This window comes from Chitinophaga sp. H8, from assembly GCF_040567655.1.
GTDB lineage: Bacteria > Bacteroidota > Bacteroidia > Chitinophagales > Chitinophagaceae > Chitinophaga > Chitinophaga defluvii.
Genome location: NZ_JBEXAC010000001.1, coordinates 249,422 through 264,598, shown reverse-complemented (window position 1 = coordinate 264,598; position 15,177 = coordinate 249,422). Strand labels below are relative to the sequence as shown.

12 protein-coding genes are annotated in these 15,177 nt (G+C 44.4%); 3 read left to right on the top strand and 9 right to left on the bottom strand.

All coding sequences use genetic code 11. The features are described from left to right. Positions 1–64: 64 nt before the first annotated feature. Entirely contained in the window at positions 65–1,984 is a 1,920-nt protein-coding gene (locus tag ABR189_RS01075; protein ID WP_354658580.1) for a TonB-dependent receptor plug domain-containing protein, read from the bottom strand. A 165-nt stretch (positions 1,985–2,149) separates the two neighbouring features. On the opposite strand from ABR189_RS01075, the gene ABR189_RS01070 reads away from it, so the two are divergent. Further along, positions 2,150–2,617 (top strand): SufE family protein, encoded by a 468-nt coding sequence (locus tag ABR189_RS01070; RefSeq protein WP_354658579.1) that lies wholly within the window; start codon positions 2,150–2,152, stop codon positions 2,615–2,617. A 259-nt stretch (positions 2,618–2,876) separates the two neighbouring features. Here ABR189_RS01070 and ABR189_RS01065 read toward each other — a convergent pair whose 3' ends face one another. Beyond that, complete coding sequence (locus tag ABR189_RS01065; RefSeq protein WP_354658578.1) at positions 2,877–4,277, bottom strand: RtcB family protein; 1,401 nt, start codon at positions 4,275–4,277, stop codon at positions 2,877–2,879. A gap of 423 nt (positions 4,278–4,700) precedes the next feature. Between ABR189_RS01065 and ABR189_RS01060 the strand changes: the two genes are divergently transcribed. Continuing rightward, on the top strand, positions 4,701–5,561 hold the full coding sequence (locus ABR189_RS01060) for a lysophospholipid acyltransferase family protein (protein WP_354658577.1): 861 nt from the start codon (positions 4,701–4,703) through the stop codon (positions 5,559–5,561). A gap of 11 nt (positions 5,562–5,572) precedes the next feature. On the opposite strand, the gene ABR189_RS01055 is transcribed toward ABR189_RS01060, so the two are convergent. From ABR189_RS01055 to ABR189_RS01040, 4 genes are all read right to left on the bottom strand, one after another. Then, positions 5,573–6,559, bottom strand: coding sequence for a S41 family peptidase (locus ABR189_RS01055; RefSeq protein ID WP_354658576.1), 987 nt, complete (start codon positions 6,557–6,559; stop codon positions 5,573–5,575). A gap of 76 nt (positions 6,560–6,635) precedes the next feature. Continuing rightward, positions 6,636–7,427: a helix-turn-helix transcriptional regulator gene (locus tag ABR189_RS01050; RefSeq protein WP_354658575.1), complete on the bottom strand. Its 792-nt coding sequence runs from the start codon at positions 7,425–7,427 to the stop codon at positions 6,636–6,638. A 135-nt stretch (positions 7,428–7,562) separates the two neighbouring features. Next, positions 7,563–9,500, bottom strand: a complete 1,938-nt coding sequence (locus tag ABR189_RS01045; protein ID WP_354658574.1) for a hypothetical protein — start codon at positions 9,498–9,500, stop codon at positions 7,563–7,565. 67 nt (positions 9,501–9,567) lie between these two features. Further along, on the bottom strand, positions 9,568–11,406 hold the full coding sequence (locus ABR189_RS01040) for a 3-keto-alpha-glucoside-1,2-lyase-like domain-containing protein (RefSeq protein ID WP_354658573.1): 1,839 nt from the start codon (positions 11,404–11,406) through the stop codon (positions 9,568–9,570). An 87-nt stretch (positions 11,407–11,493) separates the two neighbouring features. On the opposite strand from ABR189_RS01040, the gene ABR189_RS01035 reads away from it, so the two are divergent. After that, positions 11,494–12,288, top strand: coding sequence for a TerC family protein (locus ABR189_RS01035; protein WP_354658572.1), 795 nt, complete (start codon positions 11,494–11,496; stop codon positions 12,286–12,288). A gap of 61 nt (positions 12,289–12,349) precedes the next feature. Here the strand turns inward: ABR189_RS01035 and ABR189_RS01030 are convergent, their stop codons facing one another. The 3 genes from ABR189_RS01030 to ABR189_RS01020 are packed head-to-tail and all read right to left on the bottom strand — an operon-like array spanning position 12,350 to position 15,025. Beyond that, positions 12,350–13,054: a sterol desaturase family protein gene (locus ABR189_RS01030; RefSeq protein ID WP_354658571.1), complete on the bottom strand. Its 705-nt coding sequence runs from the start codon at positions 13,052–13,054 to the stop codon at positions 12,350–12,352. A gap of 34 nt (positions 13,055–13,088) precedes the next feature. Further along, on the bottom strand, positions 13,089–14,051 hold the full coding sequence (locus tag ABR189_RS01025) for an alpha/beta hydrolase (protein WP_354658570.1): 963 nt from the start codon (positions 14,049–14,051) through the stop codon (positions 13,089–13,091). A gap of 5 nt (positions 14,052–14,056) precedes the next feature. Beyond that, on the bottom strand, positions 14,057–15,025 hold the full coding sequence (locus tag ABR189_RS01020) for a YheT family hydrolase (RefSeq protein ID WP_354658569.1): 969 nt from the start codon (positions 15,023–15,025) through the stop codon (positions 14,057–14,059). Positions 15,026–15,177 lie beyond the last annotated feature (152 nt).

Sequence of the window (15,177 nt, the reverse complement as noted above, 5' to 3'; positions counted from 1 at the left end):
CAAGTTTAATTATAAATGTACGAATAAGCAGAGAAGGAGACAACCAATTATGTAAATCTCACATTTACAAACTGATAGTGCCTCCCAGTGTCATCCACCTGCCAGGCATTGGTACAGCACCCGCTTCGATGTAAGTAACGTCCAGGATATTGGTCGCATCAGCATATACCTGGAAGCGATGATGCTTATAAGACACACGCGCATCCACCACTGTATAATCCTTATAGTTGATCCGCATACAATAACGTGCAGCAGCCGACACATTGAAATGCTGCCATATGCCTACCTGCGCGCCGGCATTAAACTGATGCCGCAAGCTTTCCAATACATACCTGGAGATTTTATTTAATCCGGTATTGTTTTTAAAATCAGGCGACAGATAGTTATACCCTACATTAATACCCAGGCGGTTAAACACGCCCTGTTCAGATAAAAGTGTATTATAACCGGCACTCAAGGTAAATCCTTTGGTATCTGCCCGTTGAAAATTCTGTGGCTGCCACGGCTGTGGTACACTATCTTTTACATAATCAATAAAACGGGAAATCTGCCTGTAAAACACACTGGTAGAAAAGGAATATTTACCGCTGAACTTACGGATTCCCGCTTCCATATAAGTGGCTTTTTCCGGTTCCAGCTTATCATTTCCCAGGATACTGGGGCTTTTGTAATACAGATCTGTATAAGTAGGCAGGCGCTGTGCAGTACCCACGTTAGCAAATGCTTTCAGGTTTGGCAGGATGTTGTATCCCACATCTGCACCGGGAAACAGCTGCCAGCCATAGAAAGAATTATAGTTGAGATAACTGCCCAGGGTAAAGCTGAACGGGCCGGTTGTCTTTAATCTGTACTCTCCGTAAATGCCCAGGTTTACCCGTTCATGATTGCCCAGGTTACTGCTGCCGATATGTTCAAATCGTGCTTCCAGCCCTGCACCAAAATAACCTATACGCGTATCAAAAGTATTATTCAGTTCTGCATCCACAATATGGGTATTATGCAGGTTGCGCGACTTATCCGGCGTTTGCCGGATATAACGGTAATCATCCTTTGTATACCGGTAGCTGATACGGGGTAAAATGGTCCAGTGCTGGTTTACCCTGGAGCTCATACTTACTGCGGTGAGCAGGGTTTGTACTTTTTCTTCCGCCTCCTTATCGCCCGGTGCAGCATAAAAACCGTTAGCACCATATTGATTGCTGACGTATCCTGCCAATACATTCCATTGCTGCGCCGTATCTGTGTCAAAGCTGGCCTGGTAAAATGCTTTGTAGTTCTCATAGGCCGTATTATACCGGTAGCCATTGCCAGCTTGTCCGCTTACAGACAATGCCTGGTTGCTGTTGGGTTTTACCAGTCCGGCCGTAGCGCCGGCACTGTAACTATTGTACAATTGTTCCTTTTCATTCTTCCTGAAACTGGATCCTCCGGCAGCGCTGATATTCACGCCACTTTGCGGCAGCTTGCGGGTAATGATGTTGATAGCCCCGTTCAGTGCATTGATTCCATAAATACGGGCAGCCGCTCCGCGCAATACTTCTATATGATCAATATCAGACAAGGCCACCGGCAGGTTCATGATATTATGACCAGTTTGCGGGTCTGTAATTTTTATACCATTAAGCAGCACCAGTGTCTGATCAAAAGTGCCTCCGTCAATACCGATATCGGCCTGCATTCCCCCTGGGCCACGCTGGCGAACATCCAGTCCCGGTACATGCGAGAGCATCTCATTAATAGAGGTAGCTGCAGTTGCTTCAATTTCCTTTCTGCCAATGATCGTAATATTTCTATTTAATGCTTTCAGCGGTGCGGAGAACCGGTTTTCCCTGACCACTACTTCTTCCAGGTGATGGGTAGTAGTAGCCCCGGCAGTATCAGCAGGTGCGGTTAATTGCTGTCCTTGTATCACTGCTATATTTGTCAATAACAACAATAAAAAGAAACATATCCTGTAGATACCCTGGTAAATAGCTAGTTTCATCAATGATAACACGATTGATTTTAAAGAGCGCAAAGATAATAAGAAAGCAACTGCAGTGGGGTAAAATGTTTTCCTGAATGCGTAAATCATTTTACCGATCCCGTAAATACTTTCAGGCAGCATTACTTAACTTTACAACATTACCGCGTTGATACCCATAAACTGATGACGATGCAAAACATGACGATTAACGATATACAGGATAACCTCATCACCGAGTTTTCTATACACCAGGATAATAATGCATTGGAACAACATCTCGTTCAATTAGGTAATCAGTTGCCACTGATGTCTGCGGATTATAAACATGATTATTACCGGATAAAAGACTGGCCCTTCCCATTGTGGTTAAAAGCTGAACTGCAAAAAGACCGGGTATGGTTCCGGGCAGATAGTGAAGATCCGCTAACCCGCGCACTGGTAAGTATGCTCATTAAAATACTGGGCGGGCACAGCCCCAAAGAAATTGCAGATGCAGATCTGTATTTCATCAGCGAAACAGGACTACTGCGCCGCTTAATTCCTGATCATGCTTCCAAATGGTTATCCATTCTGAGAAGGATGAAATCCTTTGCAGTATCTTATCAGTTGCAATTACTGCAACAGGAATCTTATCAGTATCAAACCAGCTAAACTGTTTGTATAGCGAAAGCGGGGCTGACCAAAAAGCCCCCCCTCTCGGGTAGGTGATGGAGACAAAACTGCGTTTATGCAATTCTCAGTGTCTTCATTTTACTTTTTGGTCAGCCCCGCTTCAGGTTGTCCTTGCAGCGTAAGCATCCATGGATGCTCATTACACCTTATTGACATTTTGCCCACCCGGCCCGGAAGCTCTGCAACATTCTACCGGGCCTCTGCCCGCGGTTATCTGTATGATTATTTTTTCCATGTTTTACACTTTATTCATTCTTACTATTTTAGGCATAAACTTTCCCTGAACTGTTACCAGGTCTTTTTGCGCATCTATTACCTTTTCGATGTCTTTATAGGCCAGTGGGTTTTCTTCCACACTACCACCTATCAATGTAACATCCGCATTGGCGAGCATCTTCTTTAATGCAGAAGCAGTCATATTCTCCCGCGCTCTTTTCCGACTCATAGCCCTGCCGGCACCATGTGATGCAGAATACAAGGCATTATCCACACCCTCACCACGCACGAGATAGGCCGCTGTAGTCATGCTACCCGGAATAATCCCAAGCTCTCCTTCATGTGCCGGAGTAGCACCTTTGCGATGGATAATCACCTTTCTCCCATCTGCCAGAGTATCTTCCCAGGCAAAATTGTGATGGTTTTCAATCGTCGCCAGCGCTTGTACCCCCAATGCCTTTATGAGGTTGGCATGTATCCTGTCGTGACAAGCCTTTGCGTAATCACCGGCTAACTGCATCCCTATCCAGTACTCCTGTCCTGCTTCACTGTTTAAGTCCAGCCAGGCCAGCTGTTGTGCTTCTCTGGGCAACTTACAGGTATCCATGGCCACCTTTGTATAGTGCTGGGCAATAGTAGCGCCCAAACCACGGCTGCCGGAATGAGATAATAAAGCCAGGTAATCTTTTGGAGGAAGCTGCAAGGCATTATTTTCTTGCAGGGTAATGATTCCAAACTCCACAAAATGATTGCCGCTGCCGGAAGAACCTAACTGCCTGGCGGCCTTTGCCTGTAACCTTTTCAACCATTCGGTAGACTGGAAATACGGACTATCCAACACTTCATGCTCCTGTGGAAAATCCAGCCCGCCTTCCATACCAAAATGCGTATACGTTTTCAGCGCAACTTTCATTTGATGCGCATAGCGTTTAATATAACTGTTTCCCTCATCCAGGATCGATAACGCCATCCGGCAACCTATATCTACCCCCACTGCATACGGCAGTACCACCTGCGCTGTTGCTAATACGCCTCCAATAGGCAATCCATATCCCGTATGTGCATCTGGCATCAATGCTCCCTGTATAGTAACTGGTAATGACATCGCCAGCTCCATCTGCTTCTTTGTAGAATGCGCTATCTCCTGTCCTCCATAAATCTTTAACAGACCAGTTTCCTGCAGTAAAGTAAATGCCTTGTACCGGCATACTTCTTCTCCCGCAATAAAAGTGGCCGCTATTTTTCCCAGTACTTCATCATTAACATAATCTGCGGGTGCATTTTTGATAGCCGTTAACAGTATTATCAGTGCTTCCTTACTGTGATGTTTGAAATGCCTGGAAATGGTATTTATCACCAGACTCCTGGTCTGGTCATTTGTATATCCTATTTTACTTAACTCTTTTGTTCTTAAACTTCCCATAACTGGTGCTCTTCTTATTGTAATGCAACAAAACATTTCCCTTTTGCGAATAATCTTCTGTTGCAATCACTTACTGATATAATTATTGCTTTTTTAATGGGCACACCTTCCCCACCAGCATTAAAAATGCCTGATGCAAACTTTATGGCAAACGGATTATGCAGTACTAATTAAATGTTAACTAATACAAGTATTCCAGATAATGAAAAAAAGGAAAACGAATCCCGTGTGCCAGGTTAGGCAGTGAGAGAAAGGGGCGATATGTGAGTACGTTCTGTCATGATTCCTTTTGCTTTAAAAGTGATGTAATAAGGAATTCGGAAGCAAAGGTATATTTATTTTTAGAATAACAAATAAAATTATGCATTTCACTACATAGGGGTAAAGCAAAATGAAGTCGTCATAGCTCCAAAAGAAATTGAAATGCATGTGACCTATCTTCCGCTATATGCTGCATTATATTTACTCAGCCTGCTGCTTTCCTATATAGTCAGGCAGGTGGATCAGTTCATCTACTTTCTCCTGTGTAAGGTACTCCGGTACCGTTACCAGGTAGTGTTGCAAAACCTCTCCCGTTCCTTTCCGGAAAAAACATATGGAGAAATAAAAGAGATCAGTTGCGCATTTTACCGGCACTTCGGCCGCATGCTTACCGAGATTATACAAATGGTATCTATTTCAGAAAAGCAGATCATGTCACGTGTGAAGGTGCTCAATCCGGAGTTGTTGGAGTATTATCATCTCCAGCATAGGAGCATTATCATTATGCTGGGGCATCAGGGTAATTGGGAGTATCTGAGTGTATTACCTAAATATCTCTCGTTTGATGTGCATGGCATTTATAAGCCTTTATCCAATTCCTTCTTTAACTTACTGATCAAACGCCTGCGTACCCGTTTTGGGTTAAAATTACTACCGATGGATCAGGCAGCACGCTATATGCTGCTTCATAAAAATAATCCACAGGCTTACCTTTTTCTGGCCGACCAGGCGCCTGGTGTTCAAAGTAAATGCCAGGTAGCGTTTATGCATCAGCCCACGCGTATGTTTACCGGCGCCGAAAGGCTGGCAATAGCAACAGATGCGGTAGTCATCTATGCGCAATTCAATAAAGCAGCAGAAGAAAAACAGTGGAAACTCTCTTTTTCTTTGTTAACTGATACCCCACGGGCTACTGCTCCTCATGAGATTACCACTACATTTGGCAGATACCTGGAGGAGAGTATTCAGCAGGCACCACAGTACTGGCTATGGACACATAAACGCTGGAAACATTCCCACTAATCTTTCTTTTGTTATTGGTGAACCAATTTATGGATCTGTTCCAATTCTGCTCCTGGTAATGTTATGTAATCCGGTTGAATACCTTTCTGCTCCCATGTTTTATCAGTACCAGGTAAAACCGGAGCTGCAGTAGATATTGATACAAAAATCTCCGGATTCACGGCATAATAGGTATTCCAGTTAGCTGCACCGGCAGTCGGTTGCCCGATAACCTTTGCTCTTTTATGTGCCTGTAGTACATAGGCAAAAGCCTCGGCAGCAGAAGCCGTCCTTTTATTCACCGCGATAAAAAGTGGTTGTTTATACTGTTGCTGCTGCAGCCATGAAACTGTTTTATCCACCTCCACATGTCCCTTCCTGTCTTTAAACTCCAGCAAAGGAGTGTTGGCAGGCAGGAAAAAACTTTCAAACACCGCACCGATATCCGTTCCACCACCACCGTTATACCTTAGGTCAATAATCAATGCTGTTGTATTAGCTATCAACTGCATCGCGGCACTAAGTACCGGCAGGCTTTTACCGGAGATATTTATTTCTGAAAGTTTTATATAGCCAATATTTCCTTCCAGGATTCGTATTTCCTGGAAGCCATAGTTTTTCTTTGCTGCATCAGCGCCGTAGTAAAAGAGGTCTTCCCCTTCGGGAGTAGCCGCGTCCTTCTCCGCGGCCAGAATATTATTTACAATGGCAGTATCATGGCGAACAAACAAATGCCCGTCATGACTATAAGCCTGCAGCGTAGTCGTCATCAGTGAATCAAATACCCGGTTATCAGTGGCTTTATTAAAAGCGCCGTCCTGGTATGTTTTCACCAGATGCTGTGCAATGGCAGCGCCTTTCTCCACCGATACATAATGGGTTTTAATCAGGTTGGCTATTTTATGAACAATGGCCTCCTGCTCTTTAGAAGATAAGCCACCAGGCTGTGCTGCTGTATGGCGGCAAAAAAGAGAGATGGTCAGCAACAAAACAAAAATAGTTTTCAGGTATCGTATCATCAGTACACAATTTATCAGATTCCTGATACAAAGGTCTTACCGCAGCGGTACAAAGAATTGTATGAAATTAGTGTGCCTACATTTTTTTGTATTCTCCCGGCAAAAAGCCTGTTGCAGTGCGGAACGTCCTGATAAAATGGCTCTGGTCCGTGAATCCGCACCGGTAAGCTATTTCTGTCAGGCTACTCCCAGGCTCCTTAATATAAGCCACGGCTTTTTCTACTTTTATCCTGCGTATGTATTCCCCCAGGGTACAGGAAAAGTACACAGGAAAATATTTGGAGATCGTTACCGGATGTACCTGGAGGATAGCAGCCAGCTGGGTTAAAGAGGGCGTATCATCCCAGGTATCATGCAAAAGCTGTTGCAGGCGGATGGCCCACTGAGGAATACGTGTTGTCTTTCCGGGTGTTTGCGCTATATTAAAAAGTTCCAGCAACAAGGCATGTATGGAGGATACGGTATGCACATCGTTGACACAGCATTCCCGGTATATTTTTAACAGCCCTGCTTTATAACCAGGTGATGAGGTACCACCCTGATAAAGCGATGAAAAATCCAGCTCATATCTGTCTAAAAAGCTGCTTTCTATTTCAAAATTGATGTTCCGGGACGGATGCTGTGTATTTTTGTTTCTATGCCGTTCTCCGCTATGGTACAGTAGCACCTCCCCGGGACGCACTTCCTGCTCCCGGTGTTTCCGCTGTTCCTGGTTACCTCCCTCTATGATAAATGTAATATGGGGATGCTGATGACTGTGCCAGCCCTCAAATACTTTCCGGTGATAAGCTGTTTCACTGATCAGTATCCCATCAGCATAATAACTATGGGTATTGGTACCAAGATATGTTGCTTTTTCCAGCTCCATAACAAATTGGGTTTAGCCACTGCCTACTTCAAAAGTATTCTAATTTCTGCAAGTAACCCTGGTTTATCCACCTTATAAAAAAGGTAAGACCTGCTGATAACAGCAGGTCTTACCTTTTTACAATGATATATATTGTTATTTCAATGAGTTAATCCAGGTAGCAATTTTAATAGCATCAGCCTGTGGCACATTAGGAAAAGGGGGCATAGGCGTAGCATAACCTGGCCAGTTTTCCGGCTGCGGATTGCGCAACAACTTAATAATCTTATCCACAGAATAATGGCGTTTGGCCACCTCATTAAAACCAGGGCCTACCTGCTTTTTATTCGCATTGTGGCAGGAGGAACAGGTATACTTGGCCAGTAAAGGTTTTACTTCTTCGTAGGAGATCGTTTTGCTGGCACCAGGCTTCACAGCTGCCTTCACCGCAGCAGGTACCGGCGCAGGTATCAGGGCAGAATTTTTAGTACTTACCTCACTCATCGCCAACCTGGTCCCTTCCGGAATATTATTCAGTGTATAATAAACATCCGGATGTACCAGCGAATAGGATTTTTCCTCATCACGGATACCGGTTAATGCCAGTTTATAGATATAATACTTGCGCAGGTTATCCACAATGATTCTCACCTTCATGCCATCTTCAGATACTTTCACGCCTTTTACGGCACTCTTTTCTTCATTTACAACCGGGCTTCCATATACCGGGTGGTATTTATAGATAAAACTTTCTACTGAATAGGAAGCAATGTCGGCCGCATGCTTTTTGTCTACCGGTTTCGTAAAAGTAATTTCAAAACCATCCGGCATAGCACTGACTGTTCTCATCTCAAAAGGCACTTTATTGTTCCATATCAACCGTTGCAACCCTTCATTCGCATCTCCGGCAGAACCCCATCCCCGGTTTGTTTCTCCCACAAACAGCGAGCCGTCTTTAGCCCATGCCATACGCAGCACACCTGATTGGAATCCGCTTCTGAAATCCCAGGCTGCTCCCTGGTATTCACCGTTTATTTTTTCCAGAAATACCCGCATAATCTTGCTTTGTCCCTGGTCGCCTACCAACACCTGTCCGCCAAAAGGGCCAAAAACATCTTGCGGAATATTTATAATCTGTGAGTTGGAAATACCCAGTACGCCATGTGGCAACCAAACGGCAGGTACCTGTACTTCCGGGAAATACTGCTTCATATCAAACAGTGTCACAAATTTTTCATTCACCACATTCTCGGGTTTGATGTATCTGCCATTCGCATCTTTACGATAACGGGGATCCACCTTTTTATAAAGTTCTTCTGTAGTCAGTTTTACAGGGGAATTAGGTAGCCCTGTCCATTTTAACCCGGCCGGATGCCCGGCAAAGCTGCCTTTTTTCAGGTGTGTAAGTGCCCCTGACCCCATCCAGTCGCCCTGGTTTTCGGTATAAAAAAGCTCACCGTCAATCATTCCCAGCCCACAAGGAGAACGCATACCAGTAGCCCAGGGCTCCATTTTACCATCCTCAGAAATATGCATCACCCAGCCTCTCCAGGGAACACGGCTTTCACCACGCCACCATTCTTCATCTCCGAAAGCCACATTGCCGGATACAAAGAAAGAGCCATCCGATGCGATCTCAGGTCCAAAACTATATTCATGATAATGACCGGAAATAGGCCATGCATACACGGTTTTAAACACATCAATCTTGCCGTCCATATTAGCATCCACCAATTTGGTCAGCTCTCCGCGCTGCGCACAGTATAATGCTCCGTTCTTATAGGAAAGGCCTAATATTTCATGCAGCCCGGATGCCACCTTCCTGAAATAAGGACGGTTACTGGTAGGGTTTTCTACAATAAATACATCTCCCCTGCGGGTAGCTACGCCTAAATCACCATTAGGCAGCGTACATAATCCTCCTACTTCCAGTAAAGTTCCCTCCGGCGCACTCACCCTCGCTATGCGGAAAAAATCCTCTTCCTTGGCCGACTCCTGTGCACTTAATAAAGTGGGGCAGCCTGCAATGGCCAGTGTACTATAAAACAAACAGGAAATAACCCTGGTGGTAATACTTTTATAATTCAGTTTCATAATAATTCATAATTGCTTTGACTAAAACAGCTTACTCTTTGACAAATACTTTCCTGCTACTCTACTACTAGAATAATACAGCGTAGCTTAATGCACTGCCTTTTACCGGCACAATCAACTCTTTATGTCCGTCCTGCTCCCGGATCACACCACCTGTATTATCCATTTTTATGTAATAGGACTTATCTCCTATCACATAGATGCCATCAGACTGCTGTTCAATCTTATCTGCAACAGCTACCCGCACATATAAATTTTCTGCCGGCTGCTGTAGGCTTATCTTACGGTATACTCCCTGACTTTGGGGCAGTACCCGGATGCTGTCACTTACAGCAATACCATAAATGGTATAGTGAAAAACCGGGCGGCCGGCCTCATCTATTACATAACCATCCGGCTGATAGCCCGTACCGGTAGTATCATTTGACCAGGATGCCTGGGGAGAAGACAACCTTGCAATAGCCAGGGAAGGCTTTCCAAAACCTTGTACCGTACCTTGCGGAACAGCAGTACCATTGCCCCTGTCGTGCCACATGGACGTGGTGTTCAGGAAGTCGCCCCGCCATACCTGTACCATGGCACCTTTATCCAGGTCATAAGTATAATGTACTTTTTCAGGGTTCCCTACGGATACCGCATGTACTACTTTAGCCCCTCCTTCGGGGAGGTCCATAAAACTGCGTAATACGGTGGGTGCATTTGCATTTACCAGAATAGGATCTACCGGATCATCTCCTGGTATATTGGTATCTGTTATTACAAACTGTCTGAATCCTGCTTCTCTCACACTTAAAGTAAGCGAAGGTTTAGCCCAGTCTTCTCTTTTTACATACAGCAGTTCCAATGGATAATCTCCCGGCTGCAGGCTGATGTTCCCATCACTTCCTCCTGCCGGAATCACAGATTTATCACCAATGGTCAGCCGGCCGCCACCACCTGGTGTATTCAGGTTAAAGCCATAATCTCCGGCCTCCTTTACCTGTAAGGTAGCAGTATAACGTACCAGGAAATCATTAGCCGGCAATCCATTGATATTGGAGCTGATCTGTGTAGCAATACCTTCTCCGATAGGTTTCAGTATTTTAAAATCAGGCGTTTTATCCATCCTGTCTTTATACACACTGTATTTCACCTCTTTTACTATAGGTTTGGCCTTACTGTAGTTATTGATTACTATGTTCCGGAAAGCCACTGCGCCATGATCACCCTGAATCCGGAGCGGGCCGGAAGGTACTTCATTATGGTCCAGTCCGCCACGGGTAGGGCCTGCCAATGTTACCTGCTCATGAATAACCACCCCGTTTAATACTATTTTCAGGATTTTGGCATTTTCCGTTTTCCTGCCATTGGCATCAAAACGGGGCGCCTGGAAAGAAATGCTGAGATGTTGCCATAGTCCTGGTGCACGGCTTGCATTTTGGCGGGGGGCATATCCTTCATATCCTTGCTGCCCTTCACCACGACTTTCATCCCAACGTTCATAGATGCCACCGTTATCGCCGGCACGGGGATTGAGTACCCCCCAGCTATCCAGCAACTGTATTTCGTACCGTCCTTGCAGGTAGATGCCCGAATTGGAACCAAGCGCCATCATATAGTCCAGCTCTATATCCAGATCACCATGCTGGAAATTGCTCAATAGATCCTTACCTGGCTTATTCACCAATACACCTGTACCATCAGTTGTAATGAGTACATCCTTCTTTTTGAGGTCAGCTTTTACATCACCGGCTATGCGCCATCCCGGACCAGGGTGCTGGAATGCTGACAGATCATTTAAAGGTATTCTCTGCTGTGCCTGCAAAGTGGTGCATAAACCTGCACCTAAAAGTAAGACCAAAGTTCCCGGATAACTAAATGAGCTTAACCGGTTAAACCTTGAACGAAATCCATTCCACCTGCGCATAATTTTGAATTTTGCCTAAAGATGTATGTAATTTATTAGTAATTATAAAAAAACTGATAAACGGCGATTTCCTATTATTTTTGCCCCATGGAATACCTTTTTACCGTAGACGCGTTAGTCAGTCTCTTAACATTAACTGTCCTGGAAATAGTACTGGGCATAGACAATATTGTATTCATCTCCATCCTTGCAGGCAAGCTGCCAGCTGATAAACAAAAAAGAGCCCGCCGCCTTGGACTTGGCCTCGCCATGTTTGTACGCATCCTGCTCCTACTATCCCTTGGCTGGATCATGTCGCTTACACAGCCCCTGTTCAATATGGGAGAATGGATAGGCCTGGACAATCCTGATTTCCTGAAAGTAACCGCTATCTCCGGCCGGGACCTGATCCTGTTAATCGGAGGGCTGTTCCTGATCTATAAAAGCACGGCAGAAATCCATGAAAAACTGGAGGGCGGTGAACATGAACAAGCCAAGGTAAAAGCTGTAACATTCAGCCAGGTACTGATTCAGATACTCCTGCTGGACATCGTATTTTCGCTGGACTCTGTTATCACCGCCGTAGGCATGGCTGATCATGTGGAGATCATGATTGCAGCGGTAGTACTTGCCGTTGCGGTAATGATGCTGGCGGCTGAATCTATCAGTGGTTTTGTAAATAAACACCCTACTGTTAAAATGCTGGCCCTGTCTTTCCTCCTGCTCATCGGTGTTTCCCTGCTGGCCGAAGGCTTTGACCAACACATCCCTAAAGGATATATCTATTTTGCGATGGCATTTTCTGTATTCATAGAAATACTGAACCTGAAAGTAAAATCCAAAAACAGACATACAGTTAAACTCAATCAACCTTCTTTTGACAAGGAAGATAAACCTGCATAAAAATATTCGTTGCATAAAAAAAGCCCGGTATACCGGGCTTTTTTTATGCAACGATGCCGGGCTACCCCTTATGTGTTCCAAATAAACGGTCCCATATACTGGTATAAAACCCAAAGTTATAAGCAATTTCCTGATGATGACGGTGGTGGAAGGTGGAAGTTCCCAGGTATCTGAGCACCGGCAAATTACGGATCTTTAACGGCAGCGGCTCCATCCCCAGGTGTCCGGTTAAACCAAAAACAACATTCACCACCAGGTAAATAACAATTGCATAGATGTTAAATGTTGCCAGCAATAATAACAGCAACCATAATGCACCAAAACTCACCGTTTCTACCGGATGTAATATAAACAGATCAATAGGTTTAGGATCCACCGCTTCATGATGTAATTGATGCACCGCCTTATACAACCATGTTTTGTGGATAATAAAATGAAACACATACATCAGTAAGTCCATCGCAAAAAACAGGATTAAAAAATCCCATAAAATCTGTACAGACACCCCGGTACTGATCACAATAAATCCATTTTTCCATAGCCAGAAACCGATATAGGTAATTACCGTATTCAATATATTGGTGACACCGCAGATAAACCACTCCCGTTGTGTATACTTATAGGGTGGTGGCTGCTGTCCGGAGAAGTAATGATGGAGCAACTTACCCAACCATAATACAAGTATTGTAATGATTACATTTTCTACCAGGAAGATGAGTCCTATCGCCGGTGTTGATAATCGCAATAAATAATCCAGTACGTCCATTAAAAAGCTATTGACTTAAATTATCACCGTCCTGCTATCCGTGGAGAAATTCCACTATCCTGCTGATGACCAACTTATCTTTAATTATCTTAAAATGCCCTTCCCCTCTGATCTTCAGTGATTGTGCCACATGATATTGTTCTACAAAGGCAGTAATATCCTGGTGTTTTACCAATGCATCATTCTCATCATACACTACCAGAATGTCTTTTGCTTTTATCCGGCTAATATGCTTGAACAGATCCAGCTGTTGCAAATCACTTTGCAGGTTCCGGGCAATCAATTGCTGTACAACAGGCATTACCGCCGGATGAATGTTAAACTGCCGGAAAGTATCTTCAAAAATACCGGGGGCGCTCACCGAACTTCCTATCATAACCAATTTAGGAATGTGTACCTCTTTCAGCACAAGTGCCAATGCCGCACTCAGGCCGCCCAGTGAATGTCCCACCACAGCATAAAAATCACCATGTTGTGCCATAAACTGTTGCAGCATATGCATCCATTGTACGATGTTGGTTCTTTTCCCTGCAGAAAACCCATGAGCAGGCGCATCGAAGGCAACTACCTCATACCCGCTTTCTACCAGTGCCTGGATCATATATTTAAAGTCAACCGGACTACCTCCCCAACCATGCATTAACAGTACCTTTTTTCCCGTGTTTCCCCATTTATAGGTAGTCAGTGTCAGTAAACGCTGATCAAATGGATATTGGCTATAGGTAACGGTACCCGTTACTGCACTTTCTTTTACGGATAGTTGTGCCGGCTTGAACTTACGTTTAGGAGGAGTAGAATAAAAACGTAAAAAAATCCTGGCCGTTAGTCCGGGAAAAGGCTTCCCTAATTTAGACATCAGAAATCCTGATGCTCTTAAAGACCAAGGTAATACCCGGTTTTGCATGATAGGTCCGTTTGGGTTATTGGCAAATATAAAGCGTGCTAAATATAAAGCATTTCCCGCTTCCGGACGGTCACCTGCATGTAATGATCCCATTTACATTATCCCCTGTTATTACGGATAAATGCCACTGCCCTTCTTTCCGACCAGTATTGGGTACCATTGAATGTAACAAAACCTACATGACCACCATACTTTGGCGTTTCCAGGTAAAAGCAGTCATTCTTTGCTGCCTCTTCATAAGGGAAACATGCTTTGCCTAAAAAGGGATCATCCAGGGCATTGATCAGCAATACCGGTATCCTGATCTTTTCCAGAAACTGCCGGCAACTGGATTGCTCCCAGTAATCCGCTGCATTTTTAAACCCATGCATGGGTGCAGTGTAACGATCGTCAAACTGACGGAATGTTTTAATGCTGCTGTAGCCGTCCAGGTTAATATACTCCGGATATAATTCCTTTTTGTGCCGTAGTTTAATTTCCAACTCCCGGATAAAGCGTTTCATATAAATCACATTCTGTTTTCTTTCAAGTGCTGCAGCACTGTCCTTCAGATCGCAGGGTACAGAAACAGCCACTGCCGACTTAATGCAGTTGTCAATATTGCCCGCCTTTTCACCGATGTATTTCAACATCACATTACCGCCTAAGGAAAATCCGGCCAGGTGGATTGTTTCATATTTCCCCAGGTGCTTCACATACTGCACTACGGTATCCAGGTCTTCCGTTTCCCCGCTATGGTAGAAACGTAACCTTTTATTGGGCGCACCACTACAGCCCCGGAAGTTCATCGCTACAGTATCAAAGTTGTTTTTATTAAATGCTGCCGCCATCCCCAGCATATATTTCCTATAGGAATTTCCTTCCAGCCCGTGCAAAATAATGACAATATGCCTGCTGCCTGTTGTACTGAAATCCAGGTCAATAAAATCATCATCTGCTGTGGTAATACGACTTCTCTGATAATCCACGCCACTTACTTTCCGGAATAAGGAAGGATAAATAGTAAGCAAATGCCGGTTCCGGAATAAGAAAGGTGCACGATAATCTGATTGGTTCAATACTGGCATATCTGCTTATACTACGATGAATGCTCTCCGGCATTCGCACCGGCGATGCAAAATTAGTAAAAAACAATTCACACACTGCCGGTAGAGCCACACATCTTTAATAACGGTAAAGTATTAAATTTGGGAATAACGGAAAACGCCGTGAATTAAAC